Source organism: Ruegeria sp. BG7, from assembly GCF_056535685.1.
This window is the reverse complement of sequence record NZ_JBQFIU010000001.1, coordinates 482,735-505,900: the sequence shown is the minus strand read 5'-3', so window position 1 is coordinate 505,900 and position 23,166 is coordinate 482,735. Positions and strand designations below refer to the sequence as shown.

At 57.5% G+C, this 23,166-nt stretch carries 22 protein-coding genes; 11 read left to right on the top strand and 11 right to left on the bottom strand.

Features of this window, described 5'->3' with window-relative positions; all coding sequences use genetic code 11:
* Positions 1-42: 42 nt before the first annotated feature.
* From ACR3EH_RS02480 to glmM, 6 genes are all read left to right on the top strand, one after another.
* Complete coding sequence (locus tag ACR3EH_RS02480; RefSeq protein WP_171182704.1) at positions 43-2,583, top strand: putative PEP-binding protein; 2,541 nt, start codon at positions 43-45, stop codon at positions 2,581-2,583.
* A 187-nt stretch (positions 2,584-2,770) separates the two neighbouring features.
* On the top strand, positions 2,771-3,409 hold the full coding sequence (locus ACR3EH_RS02475) for a cell wall hydrolase (protein WP_171089376.1): 639 nt from the start codon (positions 2,771-2,773) through the stop codon (positions 3,407-3,409).
* A gap of 73 nt (positions 3,410-3,482) precedes the next feature.
* A complete protein-coding gene (locus tag ACR3EH_RS02470; protein WP_171646788.1) occupies positions 3,483-4,856 on the top strand; it encodes a multicopper oxidase family protein in 1,374 nt (457 codons plus the stop codon).
* A 101-nt stretch (positions 4,857-4,957) separates the two neighbouring features.
* Positions 4,958-5,878, top strand: coding sequence for a dihydroneopterin aldolase (locus ACR3EH_RS02465; protein ID WP_171646790.1), 921 nt, complete (start codon positions 4,958-4,960; stop codon positions 5,876-5,878).
* The gene (gene folP, locus ACR3EH_RS02460; RefSeq protein WP_371732066.1) at positions 5,875-6,873 is read left to right on the top strand and encodes a dihydropteroate synthase; all 999 of its coding nucleotides are present in this window, start codon (positions 5,875-5,877) and stop codon (positions 6,871-6,873) included. Before ACR3EH_RS02465 ends, folP begins: the two co-directional genes overlap by 4 nt.
* Before the next feature lie 33 nt (positions 6,874-6,906).
* Positions 6,907-8,250 (top strand): phosphoglucosamine mutase, encoded by a 1,344-nt coding sequence (gene glmM, locus ACR3EH_RS02455; protein ID WP_171182713.1) that lies wholly within the window; start codon positions 6,907-6,909, stop codon positions 8,248-8,250.
* On the opposite strand, the gene ACR3EH_RS02450 is transcribed toward glmM, so the two are convergent.
* Both ACR3EH_RS02450 and ilvC read right to left on the bottom strand, forming a co-directional pair.
* Positions 8,247-9,149 carry a DMT family transporter gene (locus ACR3EH_RS02450; protein WP_171182715.1) on the bottom strand — a complete coding sequence of 301 codons (903 nt, stop codon included), beginning with the start codon at positions 9,147-9,149 and terminating at the stop codon, positions 8,247-8,249. The two genes, glmM and ACR3EH_RS02450, sit on opposite strands and share 4 nt — an antisense overlap.
* Positions 9,150-9,283: 134 nt before the next feature.
* On the bottom strand, positions 9,284-10,306 hold the full coding sequence (gene ilvC / locus ACR3EH_RS02445; RefSeq protein ID WP_039534886.1) for a ketol-acid reductoisomerase: 1,023 nt from the start codon (positions 10,304-10,306) through the stop codon (positions 9,284-9,286).
* A 131-nt stretch (positions 10,307-10,437) separates the two neighbouring features.
* Here ilvC and ACR3EH_RS02440 point away from each other — a divergent pair, with 131 nt between their 5' ends.
* Positions 10,438-10,893 carry an Lrp/AsnC family transcriptional regulator gene (locus ACR3EH_RS02440; protein WP_171182717.1) on the top strand — a complete coding sequence of 152 codons (456 nt, stop codon included), beginning with the start codon at positions 10,438-10,440 and terminating at the stop codon, positions 10,891-10,893.
* A complete protein-coding gene (locus tag ACR3EH_RS02435; RefSeq protein ID WP_171182719.1) occupies positions 10,890-11,348 on the top strand; it encodes an Lrp/AsnC family transcriptional regulator in 459 nt (152 codons plus the stop codon). The genes ACR3EH_RS02440 and ACR3EH_RS02435 overlap by 4 nt, the downstream gene beginning before the upstream one ends.
* Before the next feature lie 6 nt (positions 11,349-11,354).
* Here the strand turns inward: ACR3EH_RS02435 and ACR3EH_RS02430 are convergent, their stop codons facing one another.
* Positions 11,355-12,056 carry a GntR family transcriptional regulator gene (locus tag ACR3EH_RS02430; RefSeq protein ID WP_171182720.1) on the bottom strand — a complete coding sequence of 234 codons (702 nt, stop codon included), beginning with the start codon at positions 12,054-12,056 and terminating at the stop codon, positions 11,355-11,357.
* A gap of 234 nt (positions 12,057-12,290) precedes the next feature.
* Between ACR3EH_RS02430 and ACR3EH_RS02425 the strand changes: the two genes are divergently transcribed.
* On the top strand, positions 12,291-13,418 hold the full coding sequence (locus ACR3EH_RS02425; RefSeq protein ID WP_171089395.1) for an aminotransferase class V-fold PLP-dependent enzyme: 1,128 nt from the start codon (positions 12,291-12,293) through the stop codon (positions 13,416-13,418).
* A 12-nt stretch (positions 13,419-13,430) separates the two neighbouring features.
* On the opposite strand, the gene ACR3EH_RS02420 is transcribed toward ACR3EH_RS02425, so the two are convergent.
* The 3 genes from ACR3EH_RS02420 to ACR3EH_RS02410 form a co-directional block, all read right to left on the bottom strand.
* Positions 13,431-14,627, bottom strand: a complete 1,197-nt coding sequence (locus ACR3EH_RS02420; RefSeq protein ID WP_171182722.1) for a UbiH/UbiF family hydroxylase — start codon at positions 14,625-14,627, stop codon at positions 13,431-13,433.
* A gap of 74 nt (positions 14,628-14,701) precedes the next feature.
* On the bottom strand, positions 14,702-14,950 hold the full coding sequence (locus tag ACR3EH_RS02415; protein ID WP_171182724.1) for a hypothetical protein: 249 nt from the start codon (positions 14,948-14,950) through the stop codon (positions 14,702-14,704).
* 85 nt (positions 14,951-15,035) lie between these two features.
* Positions 15,036-15,680, bottom strand: a complete 645-nt coding sequence (locus tag ACR3EH_RS02410; protein WP_171182726.1) for a pyrimidine 5'-nucleotidase — start codon at positions 15,678-15,680, stop codon at positions 15,036-15,038.
* Between the two features lie 100 nt (positions 15,681-15,780).
* Here ACR3EH_RS02410 and ACR3EH_RS02405 point away from each other — a divergent pair, with 100 nt between their 5' ends.
* Positions 15,781-16,428 carry a GntR family transcriptional regulator gene (locus tag ACR3EH_RS02405; RefSeq protein WP_171089400.1) on the top strand — a complete coding sequence of 216 codons (648 nt, stop codon included), beginning with the start codon at positions 15,781-15,783 and terminating at the stop codon, positions 16,426-16,428.
* A 3-nt stretch (positions 16,429-16,431) separates the two neighbouring features.
* Here the strand turns inward: ACR3EH_RS02405 and ACR3EH_RS02400 are convergent, their stop codons facing one another.
* Positions 16,432-18,309, bottom strand: a complete 1,878-nt coding sequence (locus ACR3EH_RS02400) for a glycosyltransferase (RefSeq protein ID WP_171646795.1) — start codon at positions 18,307-18,309, stop codon at positions 16,432-16,434.
* An 82-nt stretch (positions 18,310-18,391) separates the two neighbouring features.
* A complete protein-coding gene (gene carA, locus ACR3EH_RS02395) occupies positions 18,392-19,558 on the bottom strand; it encodes a glutamine-hydrolyzing carbamoyl-phosphate synthase small subunit (RefSeq protein ID WP_171182729.1) in 1,167 nt (388 codons plus the stop codon).
* A gap of 183 nt (positions 19,559-19,741) precedes the next feature.
* On the opposite strand from carA, the gene ACR3EH_RS02390 reads away from it, so the two are divergent.
* Positions 19,742-20,227: a GatB/YqeY domain-containing protein gene (locus ACR3EH_RS02390; protein ID WP_171089410.1), complete on the top strand. Its 486-nt coding sequence runs from the start codon at positions 19,742-19,744 to the stop codon at positions 20,225-20,227.
* Positions 20,228-20,248: 21 nt separating this feature from the next.
* On the opposite strand, the gene ACR3EH_RS02385 is transcribed toward ACR3EH_RS02390, so the two are convergent.
* The 3 genes from ACR3EH_RS02385 to ctaD form a co-directional block, all read right to left on the bottom strand.
* Entirely contained in the window at positions 20,249-20,740 is a 492-nt protein-coding gene (locus tag ACR3EH_RS02385) for a DUF2244 domain-containing protein (RefSeq protein ID WP_171182731.1), read from the bottom strand.
* A 44-nt stretch (positions 20,741-20,784) separates the two neighbouring features.
* Positions 20,785-21,384, bottom strand: a complete 600-nt coding sequence (locus ACR3EH_RS02380) for a 2-hydroxychromene-2-carboxylate isomerase (protein WP_171182733.1) — start codon at positions 21,382-21,384, stop codon at positions 20,785-20,787.
* Positions 21,385-21,506: 122 nt separating this feature from the next.
* The gene (ctaD, locus tag ACR3EH_RS02375; RefSeq protein ID WP_171089416.1) at positions 21,507-23,165 is read right to left on the bottom strand and encodes a cytochrome c oxidase subunit I; all 1,659 of its coding nucleotides are present in this window, start codon (positions 23,163-23,165) and stop codon (positions 21,507-21,509) included.
* Position 23,166 lies beyond the last annotated feature (1 nt).

Genomic DNA, 23,166 nt, shown 5'->3' with positions numbered 1-23,166 from the left:
GGCGCAAGCGCTTATGCTGCACGCAAACCAAAAGGTGCTGCAGTGCAGAATAATCCGCATACCACGCTCATAACCTCCGACGCGCCGGTCACGGCCCATACCCATGGCGGGCGGGCCAAGTGCCTGCAACGGCTGGTCCGTCTTGAACTGCCTGTTCCGCGAACCGTCGCACTGTCTTTTGACTCTGTGCACCAGATTGCCGAAGGCGAGATCCCGAACCTGGCCGCGATCCTCGAACAGTTTGACCCGGCGACGTTGCTATGTGTTCGACCCAGTTCCGAGGACCCGGATTGGGGCGGACCCGGGGCAGTTCTGAACATCGGCATGAACGATGCACGCTATGTGGATCTGTCGGAAAACATGGGGGCCGAAGCGGCTGCCGCACTGTATCTGAGATTTGTACAAAGCTATGCCATCCACGTGGCACGCCTGGATCCTGATGTGTTTGACGACATCGAACTGGACGGAAGCGAGGGCCTGCGCCTTTCGTTGCGGGCCTATGAAGATGAAACCGACGAAGCCTTTCCGCAAGACCGCGGAGAGCAGTTAATCGGCGTGTTACGGTCTATGGCACGGGCGTGGGATGGAACCTCGGCGCGCTTGTTGCGGCAGGCCAAGGGGGCACCGGTTGATGCCGGGTTGGGGCTGGTCATTCAGGAAATGATCCCCGGTGTCGGGCAGGGCGAATGTGGCTCTGGCGTTTTGCAACTGGTCGATTCCACAACCGGGATGCAGCAGATCACCGGTCGTTATCTGAGCCAAAGTCAGGGCCGGGATGCGTTGGGTGAAGATGTTGCCGCGCTGTTTCTGGAAAAAGACCCGCGTGGCCCATCGCTTGAGGAAGTTGCACCCGAAGCCTTTTCTGAACTCAAGCAACAGGCCGCTTTGATGCGCGCAAAACTGCGCGAAGAAATGCAGGTCGAATTCGTTATTCAGAACGGTGACGTGCACATCCTGGATGGCGTGCGCGTACAGCGCAGCGCTCGCGCGGCTATGCGGATCGCAGTGCGTCTGGCGGAGGACGGGATAATCCCGCCGCAAGAGGCGGTCATGCGTGTTGACCCCCACGCGCTGAACGAACTTCTGCACCGGCAGGTGCATCCGGATGCACGACGCGATGTTCTGACAACTGCCATTGGCGCTAGTCCCGGTGCATCGACCGGTAAGATCGTGTTCACCTCGGCTGAGGCGCAGGCAAGTGCCGCGCGTGGCGAAGCCTGTGTTCTGGTGCGTCGCGAAACTTCGCCCGAGGATGTGCGTGGAATGCACGCGGCTGTGGCTGTGTTGACGGAAAAAGGCGGAATGACCAGCCACGCGGCGGTGATCGGGCGCGGACTTGGGTTGCCCTGTATCGTCGGTGCGTCTGACATTCGGTTTCAGACCAAGAAGAAGATGCTGACAGCACCGGATGGTCGCGTCTTTAAAACCGGCGATGTTTTGACCATCGATGGCAGCTCGGGGCAGGTGCTGGCGGGGCAGCCTGCAATGCTCGAGGCTGCGCTGGACGATTGTTTTCAGACGTTGATGGCTTGGGCTGATGAAGAGCGTGACATTGATATTCGTGCCAATGCTGACACACCCGCCGATGCGCAGACTGCCCGGAATTTTGAGGCGCAGGGGATCGGATTGTGCCGCACCGAACACATGTTCTTTGATCCCGGCCGTTTGATCGTTATGCGCGAAATGATCTTTGCTCAAACCTCATCTGGTCGCGCGGCGGTGCTGGAACGATTGTTGCCGATGCAACGCGAGGACTTTGTGCAACTTTTCCGTATCATGGAAGGCAAGCCGGTCTGTATTCGCCTGTTCGACCCGCCGCTGCACGAATTTCTGCCCACGACCCGCAGCGGGCAAAGAGAATTGGCCGAAGCACTTGATCTGCCTGTTTCAGATGTAGAGCGCCGCGTTGCTGCCATGAGCGAATACAACCCAATGCTGGGTCTGCGCGGCGTGCGTCTGGGCGTAACCGTGCCGGAAATCTACGACATGCAGGCGCGCGCGATTTTCGAAGCAACGTTGGAGGCCCGGAAAAACGGGGCTGCAGTTGTGCCCGAGGTCATGATCCCTCTGGTTTCGGCAAAGCGCGAGGTTGAGCTGGTAAAATCCCGCATCGACTCGGTCGCAGCGGCTGTTGCATCCGAGCAGGGACAGGAATTCGACTACCGGCTGGGCGTAATGGTTGAAACGCCGCGCGCCTGTCTGCGAGCAGAAGAGATCGCCCCGCAAACGGCGTTTATGAGTTTTGGTACAAACGACCTGACCCAGATGACTTATGGCCTGTCGCGGGATGATGCCGGTCGTTTCATGTCAGCTTATGTGCGGCAGGGCGTCTTTGGCGAAGATCCGTTTCACGTCCTTGACCCGGACGGGGTGGGGGAGTTGTTGAAACTGGGGGCCGAACGCGGGCGCTCTGCAAAACCTGACGTGACCTTGTCTGTGTGTGGCGAACATGGCGGAAACCCCGAATCAATCGCGATTTGCCGGGATCTGGGGTTTGACTACGTGTCGTGCTCTCCGTTCCGGGTTCCGGTCGCTCGGCTGGCTGCCGCTCAACTGGCGATTTCGTCCAGACTTGGGGGTTGACAGAGCACGATATCCCAAGGATTAGTGGGTTATCTGATCACTCGTGGGCGAATTAAATCTTCGCTACGGGCGGATTTTCACTTGCTTTTTCCGAAAGACTGGACCTTTGCGCTCGATTGCGCTAGATGCCTCGTCGCGCCCGCCGGGGGAGGGTATGGCGCGAGAAGTGCCTGTGCGAGGTTATCTGATGCTACGTTATATACTGGCTGCTGCCACTTTGGCGGCAACCATGCTGCCAAGTGCGTCCTTCGCCGAGAGGGAAGCAACCGAAACCGCAAAGCAAGAGCTTGTGGCCCGTAACGAATTGCCGGGTCAGAGCTTTCGTGACTACTTCAAGCTGTTCCAGCCGCGCAAAGCCGCGCCTGTCCAAGTGAGCTATTCTAAGGATTGGCTTGACCAGCAACCGAAAGCCACAGGTGACGAGAACTGGAAGTGCCTGTCTGAGGCACTGTACTTTGAAGCGCGTGGTGAAAGCGTGCGCGGACAGTTCGCCGTTGCCGAGGTTATCCTGAACCGGGTCAAAAGCAGCCGCTTCCCGGACTCACTCTGTGGTGTAATCCGTCAGGGTACGGGTAAAAAATACCAGTGCCAGTTCACATACACATGCGATGGCCGCAAGGAAGTCATCCATGAAAAGAAAGCCTATGAGCGCGTGTCAAAAGTAGCCCGTGCGGCGATTGACGGTATAGCCAAAGAGCTGACCGAAGGGGCGACCCACTATCACACCACCGCAGTGCGCCCGTCCTGGTCGCGCGTTTACAAGCAGACTGCGCGGATTGGTGTGCACATCTTCTATCGCCACAACTATCGGACAGCGAGCAACTGATTGACGCACCCGCGCTGGAAGCTTGATGGCGCGGGGAAAGTTGCAGTCTATATTACGGGCCAGGAGGCCCGTAATGCTTTTTACACGAAGACACATTCTGAAAACGGCTGCTGCAGCCGCGACGCTGCCGCTTGCGGCACGGGCCGATTTCCCGTCGCTTGAAGCGCGCGAAGCCCGGCAACGTGTTGCGCCCGACGGATTTCCTGACACAACAGTTTGGAGCTTCGATGGCTCTGTCCCCGGAACCACCATAAGGGTTGGGCAGGGCAGACGTGTTCAGCGCAAGCTTGTGAATCAGCTTCCCCAACCGACCTCGGTTCATTGGCATGGAATCCGAATAGAAAACGCCATGGATGGTGTGCCCGGTTTGACGCAAGATGCGGTCGAAACGGGAGGTTCCTTTGACTATGACTTCGTCGCGCCTGATGCCGGGACCTATTGGTACCATTCGCATAACAGGTCAATCGAACAGGTTGCGCGGGGCCTTTACGGGCCGCTGATCGTGGAAGAGGCACAAACGCCAGATGTCGATCAGGACCTGATACTGATGCTGGATGATTGGCGATTAAACCCGGAAACGGCGCAGATAACAGACGATTTCGACAACGGCCATGATCTGAGCCATGCGGGTCGGCTTGGCAATATCGTCACCGTAAACGGGTCGTTTGACCCAGCCTTTTCTGTGCAAAGGCATGAACGCCTTCGACTGCGCTTGATCAATGCCTCTAACGCCCGGGTCTATGATCTGGATCTCGACGGTCTTTCAGGTTGGATCGCTGCCCTCGACGGCATGCCGCTGGAAACTCCGTTACAACTGTCAGGATCGTTCCCATTAGCACCTGCACAACGTGCGGATCTGATTGTCGACGTCGTCACCGAAGGTGATACCGCCAGTCTCGTCAGTGTTGAACGGGATGGTGCCTTTGGTCTGGCGCGGTTCGACGTTACAGGCGATGCCGCAAAGGCGCAAAGGCAGAGCGTGTCAGCATTGCCGCCCAATCCTTTGCCGGAAATCAAGAATATTGAAGATGCACCCTTGCATAAAATGGTTTTGCAGGGCGGCGCGATGCGATGGTTGGAAAGCGCGCGGCTTGGCGCAACCGAGTTGTCAGGCCGTGAACTGGCACAGCTGGGTCGGTTCTGGGCGCTGAACGGTCATGCAGAACGGCCCGATGATCCATTTCTGGATGCCGCTATCGGCAGCCTGCACAGGGTGGAGTTCGTGAATGAAACAGCCTTTCCACACGCGATGCATTTGCATGGGCATCACTTCCGCTTGGTTCTGGATGACGGTTCCCTTGGCCCTTGGCGCGACACTGTTCTGGTGGGGCGGGGGCAAACTCGCCAGATCGCTTTGGTCGCGCACAATCCGGGCGACTGGCTTTTGCATTGCCATATGCTGGGACATGCCGCATCCGGCATGATGAGTTGGTTTAGGGTCGCCTGACGCCGCAATCGGCGGTTGGAATGGCGCTTGTTTGAGTGCTATAGGCCCCGGCAAAGCCTATAGTAGGCAATCTTTGCAACGAGCCCGAAAAGGCCTGACCCATGAGTTCTGAAATCCGCCTGGCATTTGCACACCCCTCTGAGAGGTCCGAGGCGACTTCTCCCCGAGGACCGCTGGATCGCATTTCGCTGCGCGATCACATCGTTGAAGTCGAAATCGGTGCCTTTCAGGCCGAACGGGGCACAACCCAACGAATTTGCTTTAACATCGTGGTCGAGGTGCGCCCGCTGACTGCCGATATTGACGACGACGTTGATCGGATCCTGTCCTATGACCGGGTCACCGAAGCCATAGCCTTTGAATTGGCTGCAGAACGCTTGAACCTGCTCGAGACGCTGGCGGAACGCGTGGCGGAGCGCATTCTTCTTGAACCTCAGGCCGTAAGGGTCTTTGTTCGCATCGAAAAACTGGATCGCGGTCCGGGGGCTTTGGGTGTTGAAATCGTACGTGGGAAGGACTCGGTCCATCACGAAATGGTCGAAGAGGAACGCCCGCATCCGCGTCTAGTTTACCTGTCGAACGAAGCCATTTCCTCGGACAATCTGACCGGTTGGATCGATCAGTTGGAGAACCGCCAGCGCCCGTTGATCCTGTGCGTCGGGGCGTCGGATCTGGACGCGCCCCAAACTGGCCACGCGATGACGCAGCGCCGTATCGATTTGCTGGCTATTGAACAGAATGCATGGGTTCTAGCTGCACGAGATCACCGCTGCGTGGTGGTTTCCACCCGGACGGAACTGGATTGGGCGATGAAGAACGGACAGATCTGTGTTTGGGCCCCGTCCAAGATTGTGTTGGATGCGGTTGACGGTCCTTCTGCTGCGCCATCTGATGCTGTGGCCCTTGCTGCCTGGTTCGCAGCAACCTTTGAAGCCAGCGAAATGCTGGTGATCGGCGGCGCATTGCCAAAAGAACCCAAAACGCCCTTGCGCGCGGTTGCCGTGGATCAGGCTCAGCTGTGAGCACCTATTACAGACCAATGGTTCAGCATGGCCCTGTACGCCCTGTAGGCGCCGTGCCGCTGGCGGGTCAACCGCTTTGGTTCACCCATGTTGAAGCCTTGCGGCGCGGGGCGGACCCTGAGGTTATTGCGGTATCAGAGGTTCCGTCTGACTATCTGGGCCGTTTGACCCAAGCGCGGGCAAACATTGCGGGCTTGGACATGCAGGTGCCGCATATCATGGGCATTCTGAATGCCACGCCGGACAGTTTCTCGGATGGGGGCGTCCACAGCTCGGCAGAAGCCGCGCGTACGGCCGCCGCAGATATGGTCGCGCAAGGGGCCACGATTTTGGATATTGGTGGGGAATCTACCCGCCCCGGCGCTGATTTTGTGCCAGCTGACACAGAAATCGCCCGCACACGCCCTGTGATTGAGGCGATCCGGGCTGAAACGGATGCTCTGATCTCGATCGACACGCGCAAGGCCAATGTGGCCAAAGCTGCCTGCAATGCCGGGGCCGGGTTGGTGAACGATGTTTCAGGCTTTACCTTTGATCCAGATCTGGCACCGTTTTGTGCAGCACAGGGCGCCCCGGTTTGTGTCATGCACATGCAGGGCGATCCGGCCACGATGCAGGACAATCCGCATTACGACGATGTTTTGCTGGATGTGTACGACTTTCTGGAAAACCAGATTGCACTGCTGGAAAATTTGGGTCTCAGCCGCGATCTGATCATTATTGATCCCGGCATCGGCTTCGGCAAGACCGAGGATCACAATCTGACCCTGCTGCGCAATCTCAGCCTTTTTCACGGTTTGGGCTGCCCGATCCTGCTGGGCGTGTCGCGCAAAGGTTTCATTGGTTCGATCGGGCAAGAGCCACGCAAGACTGCGCGCGCGCCGGGATCAATTGCCGTGGCGCTGGCAGGATTGTCTCAGGGCGTGCAAATCGTTCGCGTGCACGACGTGGCCGAGACCTCTCAGGCCTTGCGCCTATGGGCTGCTGTCCGGTAATCCGGTCTCACGACAAATCACGGAGTGACACGTATGCGCAAGCTGTTCGGAACCGACGGGGTGCGGGGCACCGCCAACACGCATCCGATGACGGCGGAAATGGCCTTGCGCATCGGGGCTGCGGTTGGGCGGTACTTTCGCCGTGACGCAACCGGTGTGCACCGGGTTGTCATCGGTAAGGATACACGTCTGTCCGGTTACATGCTGGAAAACGCGCTGACGGCTGGTCTGACCTCGACGGGTATGAATGTGCTGCTTCTGGGGCCCGTACCAACGCCTGCCGTTGGTCTCATGACGCGGTCCATGCGCGCTGACTTGGGGGTCATGATCTCGGCCAGCCATAATCCGGCAGAAGACAATGGCATCAAGTTTTTTGGACCCGATGGCTATAAGCTGTCGGATCAGGCCGAGATCGAGATCGAACGGTTGATCGACGAAGGCGTCCAGCCTGCTCAGGCACGAAATATCGGCCGGGCGCGTCGTGTCGATGATGCGCGGTTTCGCTATGGCGAGCGTGTGAAATCGTCCTTGCCCCGTGACGTGAGTCTGGATGGTCTGAAAGTGGTCATCGATTGCGCAAACGGCGCGGCCCACCGCACTGCGCCCGAGGTTTTGTGGGAACTGGGCGCTGATGTCATTCCAGTCGGCGTTTCGCCTAACGGAAAGAACATCAACCTCAATTGCGGATCCACAAAGCCGCAACTGGCCGCAGAAACGGTTGTGGCCCACGGTGCAGATGTCGGTATCTGTCTGGATGGCGATGCGGACCGGGTTGTTGTGGTCGACGAAACCGGTCAAGTGGCCGACGGCGATCAGCTCATGGCGTTGCTTGCAACGGCTTGGAAGAGGTCGGATCAGTTGAAAGGCGATGCTCTGGTAGCGACGGTGATGTCCAATCTGGGCCTCGAACGTCATCTTACAGGGCAGGGGTTGCGTCTGGAGCGCACGGCTGTCGGCGACCGCTATGTGGTCGAGCGGATGCGGGAAGGTGGTTTCAACCTGGGCGGTGAACAATCCGGCCATATCGTGATGAGCGATTATGCCACCACCGGTGACGGGCTTATGGCGGGTCTGCATTTTCTGGCTGAAATGGTCTTGTCGGGGCGCAAGGCATCGGATTTGTCGAAACAGTTTGAAACGGTGCCGCAGTTGCTGAAAAACGTGCGCTATACCAGCGGGCAAACTCCGCTAGAGGTTCAGAGTGTTCAGGCCGCCATCGCAGATGCCGAAGCGCGACTGAACGGGCAGGGTCGGCTGCTGATCCGCAAATCCGGGACCGAACCGCTGATCCGCGTCATGGCCGAGTGCGAAGACGACGGGTTGCTGACTCAAGTCGTCGATAGCATCGTAGCCGAGGTCGAAGCCGCCACGGGTTAACGTCCGAACAGAACCTTGCGCAGGCTGAACCATTGGCTGATCGCCATGCCGGTCAGGATCAGGCCCAAGGCAATGTAAAAGCGCAGGGGCAGGGCCTCGGACAGGATCCATGCGCCGAACACCATCGACCAGATTGGAACCTGATAGTTCACCAATGTCAGGAAAACCGATCCGGCGCTGCGGGTGATCGAAACGCGCAGCAGGGTAGCAAAAGCGGTTGGGACCAATCCCAACACAATCAAGGCGATTGTCGGGCGTGGTCCTTGCCACGTCGGCAGACCTTCGGTGAGCAGCATGATCGGTAACAGAAGTATGGCCCCGACCACCAGTGTCAGGGCCGCCAGCACCACGGGATCGACCGGGGGGCAGCGCCGGGTCATCACAGAAGAACTGGCGTAACACAGTGCCGCAGTAATACAGGCCAATTGTGCCAACGGTTCCGCCCCTTGACCCAACTTTGCAAGGCCAGGGCCGATCAAAACCAATGCGCCTGAGAACCCAAGGCACACCCCCAGAAAGCGGCGCAGGTTCAGCGGTTCATCCGAGAAGAAATGCGCAAGCGGCAGCACCATCAACGGGATTGCGGCCATGGATAGACCTGCAAAAGCCGAGGGCACAAATTGCTGTCCCCAACTCAGCAACATGAATGGAACGGCTGTGGACAGGACACCGATCAGCACAATCGAAGTGCTGAGCGCTGGTGTCAGAACCGGCAGTTTGCGACCGGTCGCCCACATCAAAAGCAGCAGGGTCACAGCGCCCAGCGTCGTCCGAGAGGTCGCAACTGTGATCGGGCCATAGCCTTCAAGCGCCATGGCAACGACCATGAATGTCGCGCCCCAGATGAGGCCCAGCGTGAAAACGCCGCTCCAATCCTGTTTTGTTGGCTGTGGCACCATTTGTTCGTCCTGCTGCGGCTGCGTGAAACGGAAAAAAGGTTAATCTGACCAGGTGTTTATGTGCCGCGCCGCTTTTTTGTGCAAACGAAAAAGGGCGACCACTCGGGCCGCCCTTGTGCTGACAGAGGTCAGACTTAGTTCTTTTCTTTGTCGACCATTTTGCCGGCCGAAATCCACGGCATCATGCCGCGCAGTTTCGCACCGGTTTCTTCGATCATGTGCTCGTCATTGGCGCGGCGCGACGCTTTGATGGTTGGCTGGCCAACGGCGTTTTCCAGCATGAAGTCGCGAACGAATTTACCCTGCTGGATGTCGTTCAGAACCTCTTTCATGCGCGCTTTGGTCTCGTCGTATTTCAGGATGCGCGGGCCGGTGACATACTGGCCGTATTCGGCAGTGTTCGAGATCGAGTAATCCATGTTGGCGATGCCGCCTTCGTAGATCAGGTCAACGATCAGCTTCACTTCGTGCAGACATTCGAAATAGGCCATTTCCGGCGCGTAGCCGGCCTCGACCAGAGTTTCAAAGCCGCAGCGGATCAGTTCGACCAGACCGCCGCACAGCACGGCTTGTTCGCCGAACAGGTCGGTTTCGCATTCTTCGCGGAAGTTGGTTTCGATGATGCCCGAGCGGCCGCCACCAATGGCCGAGCAGTAGGACAAGCCGATTTCCAGCGCTTTGCCTGTCGCGTCATTGTCAACTGCGACCAGGCAGGGCACGCCGCCGCCTTTGGTGTATTCGCCACGTACGGTGTGGCCTGGGCCTTTGGGGGCCATCATGATGACGTCGACGCCTTCTTTCGGCTCGATCAGGCCGAAGTGGACGTTCAAGCCGTGAGCGAACGCGATCGCAGCACCCGGCTTGATGTTGTCGTGGACGTATTTCTTGTAGGTTTCAGCCTGCAGCTCGTCGGGCATGGTGAACATGATGACGTCACACCAGGCTGCCGCTTCGGCGATGCCCATGACTTCCAGACCTTCCGCTTCAGCTTTCTTGGCCGAAGGCGAGCCTTCGCGCAGGGCGATGACCAGGTTCTTGGCACCCGAGTCACGCAGGTTCAACGCGTGGGCGTGACCTTGCGAGCCATAGCCCAGGATGGCCACTTTTTTGTCTTTGATCAGGTTAATATCGCAATCGCGATCGTAATAGACGCGCATTTCGCCGGTCCTTTCAGGTTAGATTGCGGCGGTTTTACATGCCTGATCGTATTTTGGCGATAGCGTTGGGCTTGAGTATTTGTGAAAAAGGTGAAGAATAATTCGCAAAGAGTAAGAAAAGTAAAAAAATCATGCTTGATGACATTGATCGGCGCATCTTGCGCCATTTTCAGGCCGCGCCAAGCCTGACAACAGCAGAACTGGCTGATCTGTGCCGGATCAGCGCCGGGGTCTGTTGGCGGCGGATCGAAAAGATGCAGGCGGCCGGGATTATCGAAGGACAAGAGGCCGTGATTGATTGGACCGCCATGGGTTATGCGGTCGAGGTTTCGCTTCGGATCACGCTGGATAAGACACAGGCGCGGGCCTTTGACGAGTTTACCGAGGAAGCGCGCGATGTGGCCGAGGTAGTTGAGATCCAGACCTTTCTGGGACGTGTGGATGTACGCCTTTCGGTCATTGCCAAGGACATGAACCACTACCAACAGCTGTATCGCGATCGGATTCTGACCTTACCTCATATCGCCGACATCGAAGCGCTGATGCATATCGCGCGGGTCAAACGGGATGAGGTGCTGCCGGTATGATCGAGTTGGACGAAGTTGACCGCCGCTTGCTGCGCGCTCTGCAACAGGACGCGACACAAAGCGCGGGTGCGTTGGGGCGCAGGTTTGAATTGTCTCAACCCGCCACCTGGCGGCGTATCCGCCGGTTAGAAGAAGCAGGGATCATCAAGGGGCGGCGTTTGCGCTTGAACGCCGAGGCGCTTGGCTTTGGGGTAACGGTGTTTCTGGGTGTGAAACTCGGGCGAAAAGGTCAGATCAGTCTTGAGGATTTTGAACGCGCCGTAAGTGCCATTCCCGAGGTGCAGACCGTCGAGCATGTTCTGGGCTTATATGATTATCGCCTGCGCGTTGTCGCACGGGATTTATCTGATTTTGAACGTGTGTTGCGGCGCCGGATCATGACCTTACCCGGTGCAGGGGATGTCGAGGCAAACGTTTTGCTGAGCGAAGAACGCTTGCCCGGACCGCTTGGTTGAGATGCCTCAGTATTTTGTACGGACGCAATACCCCGGATGGTGGGTCATACGGGCGAACGTCAAAGGTTTATCCTCTTTCCACGTGGTGCGTTCCATCTGAATCATGGAGGTGCCTGTTGTGGTGCCCATAAACTCTGCCAGTTTTGCGTCGGCCGAGATCGCGCAGAAGGCGATTTCTGCCTCGGTGAATGGGGCTGCGTGCAGTAGCCATTCATGCGGCCCGTGTCCGCTCAGGTCAGCGGTTTCCACATCCGGGACCGCGTCGATATTGATCCAGCGCTCTTCCAACTGAAACGGTCGGTTGTCCGCGTAGTGCATACATGTGACATGCAGAACGCGCATGTCATTGGGCAAATCCAATTGCGAAGCTAACCAGCCGGGGCTTTCCACGACGTTACGCTCGACCAAAGCATAGCGATAGGTCGCGTTTTGGCTTTCAACCATTTGACGGGCCAGAGAAAACTCAAGCTTGGCGTGTTTGCTTGGTTCCTTTTTGACCCGCGTTCCGCTTTTACGTTTGCGCTCAACAAAACCCTGTTCGGCCAATTCCCTTAGGGCGCGGTTCACAGTGGCACGCGCGCAATTGAACTCTTCGGCCAATTGCGTTTCGGTTGGTAAAAGCGATCCTTGTGGCCAGACGCGGCTTTCAATACGCCGTTTAACTTCGTCTCGAACGGACTGGAAGCTTATCCGCTTTTGTATAGTCACGGGTGGAATTATCCCTTCAAGTATAAAGTGTGTGCATCTGTTCAGAAGCAAGCAGAAGTGTAAAGGGGAAGGTGACACTACTTGGCGTCATTTATGGGTGATTCAGCAGGATCTGGCGCAGCATTTGTGATTAAGCGCAGCATGCCGTTGCGTCACCTTTTTTGTCGCGAAAGTGCTTTACGGAGGCTGGCAAAGAGATCAGGTTCTCGAAAACGTTTTTGGAAAGGATGAGGAATGCCAGCGTTATTGGATACCGTTGACCCGAACGGACTTGAAGAGTTTTCGGTGGTGTTCACCGACCGCTCGCTGAACCACATGTCGCAGAAATTCCAACAGGTCATGCGGGACATCTCGGACATGTTGAAAGAGGTGTATAACGCTGAAGGCGTCGCTGTCATTCCTGGCGGTGGCACCTATGCTATGGAGGCCGTAGCCCGTCAGTTTGCGCGGGGGGCGGATGTTTTGGTGGTTCGGAACGGGTGGTTCTCGTACCGGTGGAGCCAGATCATCGAAAGCGGATCCCTGACGCAAAGCGCTACAGTTATGAAGGCCCGTCAGACAGGCAACTCCAGCCCGTCGCCCTTTGCGCCAGCCCCCATTGAAGAGGTTGTCGAAGCCATTCGGTCGCAAAAACCGGGCGTCGTGTTTGCCCCGCATGTTGAAACATCTGCCGGTGTGATTTTGCCTGATGATTATGTGACCGCTTTGGCAGCGGCCGCGCATGAGGTTGGTGCGCTGATGGTGTTGGATTGTATCGCATCTGGGTGCGCTTGGGTGGATATGCGGGCGACAGGCGTCGATGTTCTGATTTCTGCCCCCCAGAAAGGGTGGAGCGCATCGCCTTGTGCTGGCCTTGTCATGCTATCCGAGCGGGGCGAAGCTCGTTTACAGGAAACAGACTCCGACAGTTTTGCAGTGGATCTGAAAAAGTGGCGTCAGATCATGCAGGCCTATGAAAATGGCGGTCATGCTTATCACGCAACGATGCCGACCGACGCGTTGTTGGCCTTCCGCGATACCATGGCAGAGACCAAAGATTACGGGTTCGAGAAACTGCGTGAGGCGCAATGGGCACTGGGTGACGGTGTGCGGTCCATGTTGAAGGACAAAGGCATCGTTTCAGTAGCTGCAGATGGTTTTGGCGCGCCCGGCGTTGTCGTCAGCTATACTTCGGACCCCGACATTCAGAACGGCAAGAAATTTGCGGCGTTGGGGATGCAGATTGCTGCTGGCGTGCCCCTGCAATGTGATGAGCCCGAAGGGTTCAGCACCTTCCGACTGGGTCTGTTCGGGCTGGACAAGCTCTACGATGTGGATGGCACCATCGCGCGTTTGAAACGGGTGTTGGATCAGGTTCTGTAAACTGACCGGGCCTTAGCGAACGCCAAGGCCCATCTGCATCAACGTCTTGCGTACGGGCGGCAGGGAATAGAGCGCGCTCAACCCCATGGCCCGTGCATCGCGCAACGGACGCGCCTCGATCATCGAGGCGCGGTTCAACAGGTCGATGCCCTTAACCCGCATTTCGACCTCGGTATGGCGGGCCTTGTGATAAGCGTCCAGCATCTGAGCATCGCCCAGCCCTTCGGGGCGGGCTTGCGCCAGATCCATCAGGCAGCGCAGATCACCCAAAGACATGTTCAACCCCTGAGCGCCAATCGGCGGCACAACATGCGCGGCCTCGGCCATTATGGCAATGCGTTCGCCAGACAATCGTTCCGCCGACTGGCTGATGATCGGCCAGATCGTCCGGCGCGACGCCAGCTTCAATGGGCCAAACAACCCGCAGGACCGTTCGGTCATAGCGGCCTCAAATGCTTCAGGCTCGAGGTTCAGAAGGTCGATGGCCTTCGGACCACGCTCCATCCAGACAATGGCTGAGGATGGCTGTCCCTGCCAATCGGGCAAGGGGACTAGCGTGAACGGCCCACCGGATCTGTGAATTTCAGTCGAGACGTTGTCGTGTGGAATGGGGTGGGTCACCGCAAAAGCCAGCGCTTTTTGCCCGTACCGTGTTGTGTGAACCGATATTCCTGCGGCCTCTCGCATCGGTGAATTGCGGCCATCGGCTGCGAGAACCAGTTTACACCGGACGCGGCTGCCATCGCTCAGCCCAACGCGGGCTTCGGCGGTCCGCGTGAACAGGCTGGTTGTAGCTGTGTCGGGGCGGAAATCGACATTGGGAAAGTCTGCCAGTCGCGCCACCATTTCCCGGCGCAGAAGCCAGTTGGGCAGGTTCCAGCCAAAGGGCTGATCGGAAATGTCGGCGGCATTGAAATCGCGTACAACGCGCGGTTCGGGCACGTCTCCGCCTGCGTCTACGATACGCATGATTTGCAAAGGCGCTGCATGGGCGTCCAGACGCGCCCAAAGCCCGCACTGTTCGAGCAATCCGTGCGCAGGCTGCAGAAAGGCGGTGGTGCGCAGGTCTGAACCGTCCACATCCCGCTCAGTGATCGGAGGGGTCGGGTCCACGCAGATCACGTCAAAGCCTGCTGTTCCGAAAACCGCTGCTGCGGTCAGGCCGGCGATGCCACCGCCGGAAATCAGGATGTCACAGCTGTCAGTCATGGCGCCTCTCATCGGTTTGGGCAGAACCTAGTTCGGTTCGACCCCAAGCGCCAAGTGACATCCTGTCCCGTGCCTCAGCCCCGCGAAATCAGGACGAGAATCAAAAACATCACCGGCACCATCATCAGGGCAGGTATGAAGAGACCGGGCAGGCCGAACAACATGATGGAACAGCCCCACATGCTGAAAATCGCACCGGCGGTGTAATACAGATCTTCGGCCTTGCCATTGACCGCATCGCGGGCCAGCCACCCGAATACAGGGATTGCAAAGAAAAGGCGCTGCCACATCGGCAGGCGGCCGGTCATCTCGATCGCGGTCATTTAGGTCTCCATCTGTTCGTCGCTGATGTGCATATAGGGACGAGGATGCAGGTGCAGAATGTGCGGATCGTCGCAGTGTGACAGCCTATCGCAGGCGGGCCAGAAACGCCGTCAAATCGTCCGTGTGATGGTGGATGTGATCGGCGTCATGCGGGTCAGGCGCCACGTGCACAGTCCGCATTCCCATCTCGTGCGGCGCCGCCAGATTGCGCGGATCATCCTCGAACATGGCAGCTTTTTCAGCTTGGATACCATCCTGGGCAAAGATGGCCTCAAAGGCTGCTTTTTCGGGCTTTGGCCGATAACCTGCATGTTCCACGCCATAGATTGCATCGAACAGTCCGGAAAGGCCGCGCGCCTCAAGCACCCGTTCGGCGTAAGGAGCGCTGCCGTTGGTATAGACAATACGTCGCCCGGGCAGGGCGCGAATGTGGTCGGCCAAGGCCGCATCCGGGTCCATATGGCTCATGTCCACTTGATGAACGGCGTGCAGATACGGGTCCGGGTCCAGATCATGTTCGGCCATCAATCCGGCCAGCGTGGTGCCGTATTCGCGCCAGTAATGCGCCCGCAAACGGTCCGCTTCGGCCTGCTCTACACCTATGGCCCGCATGACATAATCCGTCATCAGAACTTCGATCTGATCGAACAGACGCATGTGTGGCGGGTAAAGGGTATTGTCCAGATCGAACACCCACTGTGTGACATGAGAAAAAGCCGGTTTGACCATAAGCAGGGTGTAGGGCGCGGGCGCGATGTTTTCAATGCTCTACTTGATCGTTCCCCCTTTGGACGGATAGACATGTCCGAACGAGGAGATAATGAACCCCATGAGCCAGACCCGATCCCCCACCAAGGATGCCTACAGCCTGATACTCGAAGCTATCGATGTGGGTGTCTACAAGCCCGGTGATCGTCTGGTGGAAAGCGAGCTGGCCGAACGGTTCGGAGTGTCACGGACGCCGATCCGCGAAGCGCTGCAGCGGCTTGAGACACAGTCACTGCTGGAACGGGACGGGCGGTCGCTGATTGTTGCCTCGCTGGATCACAACCAGATGGCTGAGCTGTATATCGTACGTCGGGAACTGGAGGGGTTGGCTGCGAGCCTCGCGGCCAAACATGCGACCGAAGAAGAGATCAAGGTTCTGCAGGAGATGGTCATCGAAGACGACAAACTGGTTGATGACCCATCAGCCTTGTCGCGCGCGAACCGGCGCTTTCATGAGCAGATCCATCTGGCATCTCATAACCGCTATCTGGTGCAGCAACTTGATCTTGTGCACCGGACAATGGCTCTGATGGCAACGACCTCACTGGCGGTGCAGGGGCGTGGAGAAATCGCCCAAAGTGAACATAAGGGCATTGTCGAAGCCATTGCCGCAAGGGATGAAGAGGCCGCAGCACGGGCACTGAAGGACCATATCTCGATCGCGTTCATGACGCGACTGAAACAGGATGCAAGCCTGCGCGACAAATAAGTATCAGGCCAGCGGCTGATCTTCGCTGGCTTGCCCATGTTGGGTTTTGTCCCAGAAGAAGGGATTCGTCGCCAGTTCCCACAAAGCTTTGTAGGCGGCAACCACGCCCAACGGGTAGTACAGAGCCATGGTTGGAACCCAGGGCAACAAAAACCGCCGCTCGCGCGCCCAGACGGCAATGCATCCGACGCAAACACTCAGCGCCTCGGTTGTCAAAAACAGAATTATAAGTGCGGTAGCTACCTGTTGTGGAACAACTTGCGCCATTGGATTAACCAAACCCAGCGTCGACAGCCAGAAAAGCCATAACACAGGGGCCAGTAAGAATTGCCCCAACGTGCCCAGAAAAAACGCCTGAAACCCTAGAAACTGCGCGACACCCAGATCGCGCAGCAGTTTCTGAGGGGATCGCATGTGCACGAGATACGTTACCATGAAACCCTTGAGCCAGCGTGAACGCTGCTTCACCCAAGGCCAGGCGCGAAAATTTGCTTCTTCATAAGTTGTGGTGTCCACCAGTTCGGTCCGGTATCCGGCCCGGCACAGCCGCACGCCAAGATCGGCATCTTCGGTCACGTTGTGGGCATCCCAGCCGCCCAATTCCAACAGCTTGTCTCGACGAAAGAAAAAGGTGGTCCCACCCAGTGGAACGACAAGTCCCATACGCGCAATTCCCGGCAGGATGATGCGAAACCAACTGTTGTATTCGATGGTGAAGCAGCGAGAGCGCCAGTTTGTGCGCGGGTTGTAGTAGTCAAGGCTGCCCTGAAGACACACGACCTGCGGAGCGGCCAGCGTGAAATGTGCGACCACCCGTTCGATCTGATCCGGTTGCGGCGCGTCTTCGGCATCCCAGACGCCAACATAGTCGCCTCGGCAAAAGTCCAAAGCATAGTTCATGGCACGTGGTTTGGTGGTCAGCCTGCCCAATTCGGGCACCTCGACGATCCGCATCCAACTGGGCAGATCCACTTGCGCCAGAGTTGCGCGCGTGACTTCGTCCTTTTCTTCCAGGACCAAGATGACGTCCAGAAGCGCCTTGGGGTAGGTCAGTCGTTTCAACCGGTGCACAAGCGCATTCGCAATCTCGCGCTCTTTGTACAGTGGCACCATGATTGAGACGCAGGGCTGGCGTAACGGGATGGCTGCATCAGACGCTTCTGGCTTCTGACGAAAGCTGTGGCGCAAATAGGCAAAAGTACCGGCAAGGCGAAGAACAGCAAAGAGAATTAAAGTTCCCACAGCCGCGGCAAGCAGGGTCGCCATCCCAAACCACGGGAAAGCAAAAAACAACGCAATAATTCCAAGCGCTGAAACAGACGGTACGATGCGCGACCCAATCGTCCAGTTGCGGCAACTTTGATCCGCATCAACCCGTGTTTCTGCAGCCTCGGCCAAAGGGCGTGAAAACTGTCGGGCAATAGTGCGGTCGATCTGATCAGAAGCCGCAAGAACTGGAATGATCGTGTAGTCGCAATCCCGCATGTTGTTTGTGACAGCTGGAAACCGATCCGGACGCGCGGTCGCAACCAACAGGAGCGGGCCAACCCGCATCCACGGAATCACGTTGTGTTTCAACCAAAAACCTACCGGTTTCAGGTCGCACAGCCCCGGCATAGGCGGGATCTGTTCCAAGTCCGCAATCTGCCAACCGGACTGGACAGACAAGGCGTTCAGGACGTCTTGCCTGGTGGCAAACCCTTCACTCACCAAAATTTCGCCCAAAGGCGCGTTTTGCTGGGATTGCAAATGCAAGGCGTGGTCAAGTTCCGACTGTGTCAGAGTTCCGCCTTCTACCAGACAGGTGCCCAGCGGTTTTCGAAATCCGGGGGCTGGGATTGGAGACGCGGTTGTGAAATTTTGGAGATTTAGCTCAATCATAAAAAGAACCCTGGCACAGTTACCCGTGCTCAGGGTTGTTCAATCAAGGTTAACGTGCCGTTAACACTGCACAGTTTGAGTGTTATGCGCTTTGCTTTTTCTTTTCCATGGCGTCGGCGAAGCGCTCAAACAGATAGAAACTGTCCTGAGGTCCGGGGGACGCTTCCGGGTGATACTGAACCGAATAAACAGGCCGGTCTGTCATGCGGATACCGCAGTTCGAGCCGTCAAACAGCGACCGGTGGGTCTCTACAACGCCGTCTGGCAGGGACTGAGCATCAACTGCAAAGCCGTGGTTCATCGATGTGATCTCAACTTTGCCGGTGTCCAGATCCTTGACCGGGTGGTTTGCGCCGTGGTGGCCGTGGTTCATCTTGACCGTCTGGCCGCCCAAGGCCAGCGCTAGCATCTGGTGGCCAAGGCAGATACCGAAAACAGGCAGATCTGTGGTGTCCAGAATCTCTTTGATCATCGGTACGGCGTATTCCCCGGTCGCCGCCGGATCACCGGGACCGTTTGACAGGAACACACCATCGGGCTGGTGGGCCAGCACTTCGGCAGCAGTTGCCGTTGCAGGTAGAACCGTCACATCACATCCCGCAGACGCAAGGCAGCGCAGAATGTTGCGTTTCGCACCGTAATCGACGGCCACAACCTTGTGCGCAGGGGCTTCCTGACGCGTGTACCCGTCAGGCCAGGCCCAACGCATTTCGTCCCAGCGATAGCTTTGAGCACAGGTTACGTCCTTGGCCAGGTCCATGCCCTCCAGGCCGGCAAATCCACGAGCGGCTGCCACCAGCGCTTCGATGTCAAAATTGCCCTCGGGGTCATGAGCCAGAGCGACATGCGGCGCGCCTTGCTGGCGGATGGCACGTGTCAGACGGCGGGTATCGACGCCGCCGATGGCGATGCGACCGCGACGGGCCAGCCAACCTTTAAGCTCTTCGGCCGAACGCCAGTTCGAAGGCTCGGTCGGGTCCCATTTAACGACCATGCCTGCAGCAACCGGATCATTGGTTTCGTCATCTTCAGGGTTCACGCCGACATTGCCGATATGCGGGAAGGTGAATGTCACGATCTGACCGGCATAAGATGGGTCGGTCATGATTTCCTGATACCCGGTCATGGCTGTGTTAAAACACAACTCGGCCACTGTTTGTCCGGTGGCACCAAAGCCTATGCCGTAAAACAATGTCCCATCGGCCAATGCCAGACATGCGGTGGGCTTGGACGGGGCGTTCTGGGCCATGGCGCGACTCTCCTGCAAGGTAAACCGGCGCATACCTAAGGGGGTTGGGCGCTTGGGTCAAGTCTGTTCAAATTTTTGGCTATGGTTGTTTTTCAATGACTTAGGGGTATTCGCTCCCTGTTGTGTCAGGCTTTTTGTTTAGATATGGTCGGGGTTCCGTTGTCATGGGGATGGACAAACCAAATGGACATGCGATCACGGGTGAATGCCGCCCTGAAGCAAGCAATGAAGGACAAAGCAGCCGAGCGTCTGTCGACGTTGCGGTTGATCAACGCGGCCATCAAGGACCGCGATATCGCGGCGCGCGCCTTGGACAACGAAGAAGTCAAAGGCTGCGGTGACGCTGAGGTGCTTGAAATCCTTGGTAAAATGACCAAGCAACGCAAAGAAAGCGCGCGTGCCTATGAAGAAGGCGGCCGTTTGGATCTGGCCGAACGAGAGATGCAGGAAGTTGCGGTCATCGAGGAATTTCTGCCCAAGCAGCTGGATGATGACGAGGTGTCAAAGGCGATTCAGACTGCGATCACCGCAACCGGGGCCGGATCCATCCGAGACATGGGCAAAGTCATGGGCGAGTTGAAGACTCGTTACACCGGACAGATGGATTTTGGCAAAGTTGGCCCGATGGTCAAAGATCACCTCTGCGCCGCATCAAATGGCAACTGCTGAGACATCAAAATGAACGATGACCTACTGCGCGACCGGTTCGCGCAGTCTTGTGCTGAGTTCGTCATACAGCGTTATCCGCTCATCTTCCGATAAAAACGAACCGATCTCGACCTCGCGCCCATCTCCAACAAGCGTGACATAGTGGGGGACGGGTCCACCTTTCTCGTGCATTTCCGTCCTTGCCCAAAAGCGGTTGCAGGACCATTCCTGCTGGTCTTTGCCGGGTGTGTAATGCACCAGATGCGCTTGCGTATCAGACAGCGTCAAAACCTCGAAAACGCTGCGTGCGCGATAGTTGGTCTGAATGGCCAGCCAAAGGCCAAACACCGTGATCAGAAGAAAGGGTAACAGCCCCCACAGAACCACGGACCCCAGCATGGCCAGCAAGGGGATTAGGCCAAACAGGAACACCGAAAGTATAGTGATCATAGCTCCGCGCGGAGGCAGAGAGTTGTGCGGCCACAGGCGCAGCTCTTGTTCCGTTTCGGACGTCTGATTCCATGTATACGGCATATCGCGAACATAGCGCAGGACGTTCTTGTGTCGACGGGTTTTGATCAGATGACGTGCCCGACACGGGCCCAGGACAGGGCATCGTCCAAACGGTCATCTCCCCAGAACACTTCTTGCCGGACAACAAAGCTTGGCGCGCCAAATACACCCAGTTTCACGGCCGTTTCCGTTTCAGCCTCAAGCGTTGCAATGACGTCTGCGCTGCGGGCTCGTCCCAGCGCCAAGCGTGGATCTTGCTGACAGCGCAACAAAGCCTCGGACAGGGCGCTTTCGCTTCCGGCTTCGATACCTTCCTCGAACCAGATGCGGTACAAAGCCTGGGTAAAGGATTTGCCCCATCCTTCTTTCATTCCCAGAACGGCGACCTGATTGGCCAAAGCCAAGTCTGAGACCGGGTAGGGCGCGGGCAGTTTGGCATGAATGTGGTACTTGGCACAGCGCCGCTCAATGTCGCGCCACATATAGGCTGATTTCACGGGTTTGCCTGCAAAGGGAACGTTCTGCTGGGCCGACATGACAGTGCGCACGTTGAAGGGGCGCCAGTTTACGGTGGCGTCGTGTTCGGCACACCACTCATCCAAACGCATCACGGTGAGGTAGGTATAGGTGCTGCCGATAGAGTACCAAAAGTCGATTTCAGGCATAGACGACCCTCCGGCTGTCTTGCCTGCATATGATACCTGATTTTGCTGCAATTGGCGAACGTGAAGCACGCGCAAAGAAAAACCCCGCCACTTGGGCGGGGTTTCTTTGGATCATGTTGGGGTTAGTGCGCGTGGCCCTTGTCCCAGTCTTCCTGCTTGGGCAGCTGCTCGAACGTGTGTTCGGGCGGCGGCGAGGGCAGGGTCCATTCCAGTGTGTCGGCGTATTCGTTCCACGGGTTCGGACGCGTCTCTTTCGCGCCACGGAACAGGGCGTAGAACACAATGCCGAAGAACAGCAGGAACGAGGCGAACGAGATGAACGCACCAATCGACGATACGAAGTTCCACTGGGCGAATGCCTCGGGGTAGTCGATGTAGCGGCGCGGCATGCCTTGACGGCCCAGGAAGTGCTGCGGGAAGAAGGTCAGGTTGGCGCCAATGAAGAACATCCAGAAGTGAACCTTGCCCCAGAACTCGGAATACTGACGGCCTGTCATCTTCGAGAAGTAGAAGTACACGCCAGCGAAGATCGCGAAGACAGCACCCAAGCTCATCACGTAGTGGAAGTGGGCCACGACGTAGTAGGTGTCGTGATAGGCACGGTCGACACCAGCCTGCGACAGAACCACACCGGTCACACCACCAACGGTGAACAGGAAAAGGAAGCCAAAGGCAAACAGCATCGGAGTTTTGAACTCGATCGAGCCGCCCCACATGGTCGCAATCCACGAGAAGACCTTAACGCCTGTCGGAACCGCGATGACCATCGTGGCCAGCATGAAATAAGCCTGCTGACGCAGCGACATGCCAACGGTGTACATGTGGTGCGCCCACACGACGAAGCCCAGAACACCAATCGCGATGATCGCCCAGACCATCGGCAGGTAGCCGAAGATCGGCTTGCGCGCGAAGGTCGCAATGACGTGGCTGATGATGCCAAAGCCGGGCAGGATCACGATGTACACTTCTGGGTGGCCGAAGAACCACAGAATGTGCTGATACAGGATCGGGTCACCACCACCGGCCGGGTCAAAGAAGGTGAAGCCGAAGTTGCGGTCCATCAGCAACATGGTGATCGCGCCTGCCAGAACCGGCAGCGACAGCAGAATCAGCCACGACGTGACGAAGATCGACCAGCTGAACAGCGGCACCTTGAACAGGGTCATGCCCGGGGCACGCATGTTCAGAAAGGTGGTGATCATGTTGATCGCGCCGAGGATCGAGGAGGCGCCCGATACGTGCACGGCAAAGATCGCAAGGTCCATGGACATGCCGCCCTCGGTCGTGGACAGCGGCGGATACAGAACCCAGCCGACGCCCGAACCAAGCTGGTCGTTACCGCCGGGGCTGAGCAGCGAGGCCACACCCAGCGACGTACCGGCGACATACAGCCAGAAGGACAGGTTGTTCATCCGCGGGAACGCCATATCCGGCGCGCCAATCTGCAACGGCATGAAATAGTTGCCAAATCCGCCGAACAGGGCGGGAATGACCACGAAGAACATCATCAGAACACCGTGATAGGTGATCATAACGTTCCACAGATGCCCGTTGGGGGTACATGGGTCGGCCATGAAGCCTTCCAGACACATGTACTGAACGCCCGGGTGCATCAGCTCGAGCCGCATGTAAACGGTCATCGCCACCGAGATCAGACCGGCCAGGGCCGAAACGATCAGGTACAGAATCCCGATGTCCTTGTGGTTGGTCGACATGAACCAGCGCTGGAAAAAGCTGCGCTCGTCTTCATGGTCGTGACCATGAATGGCTGCGTCTGCCATT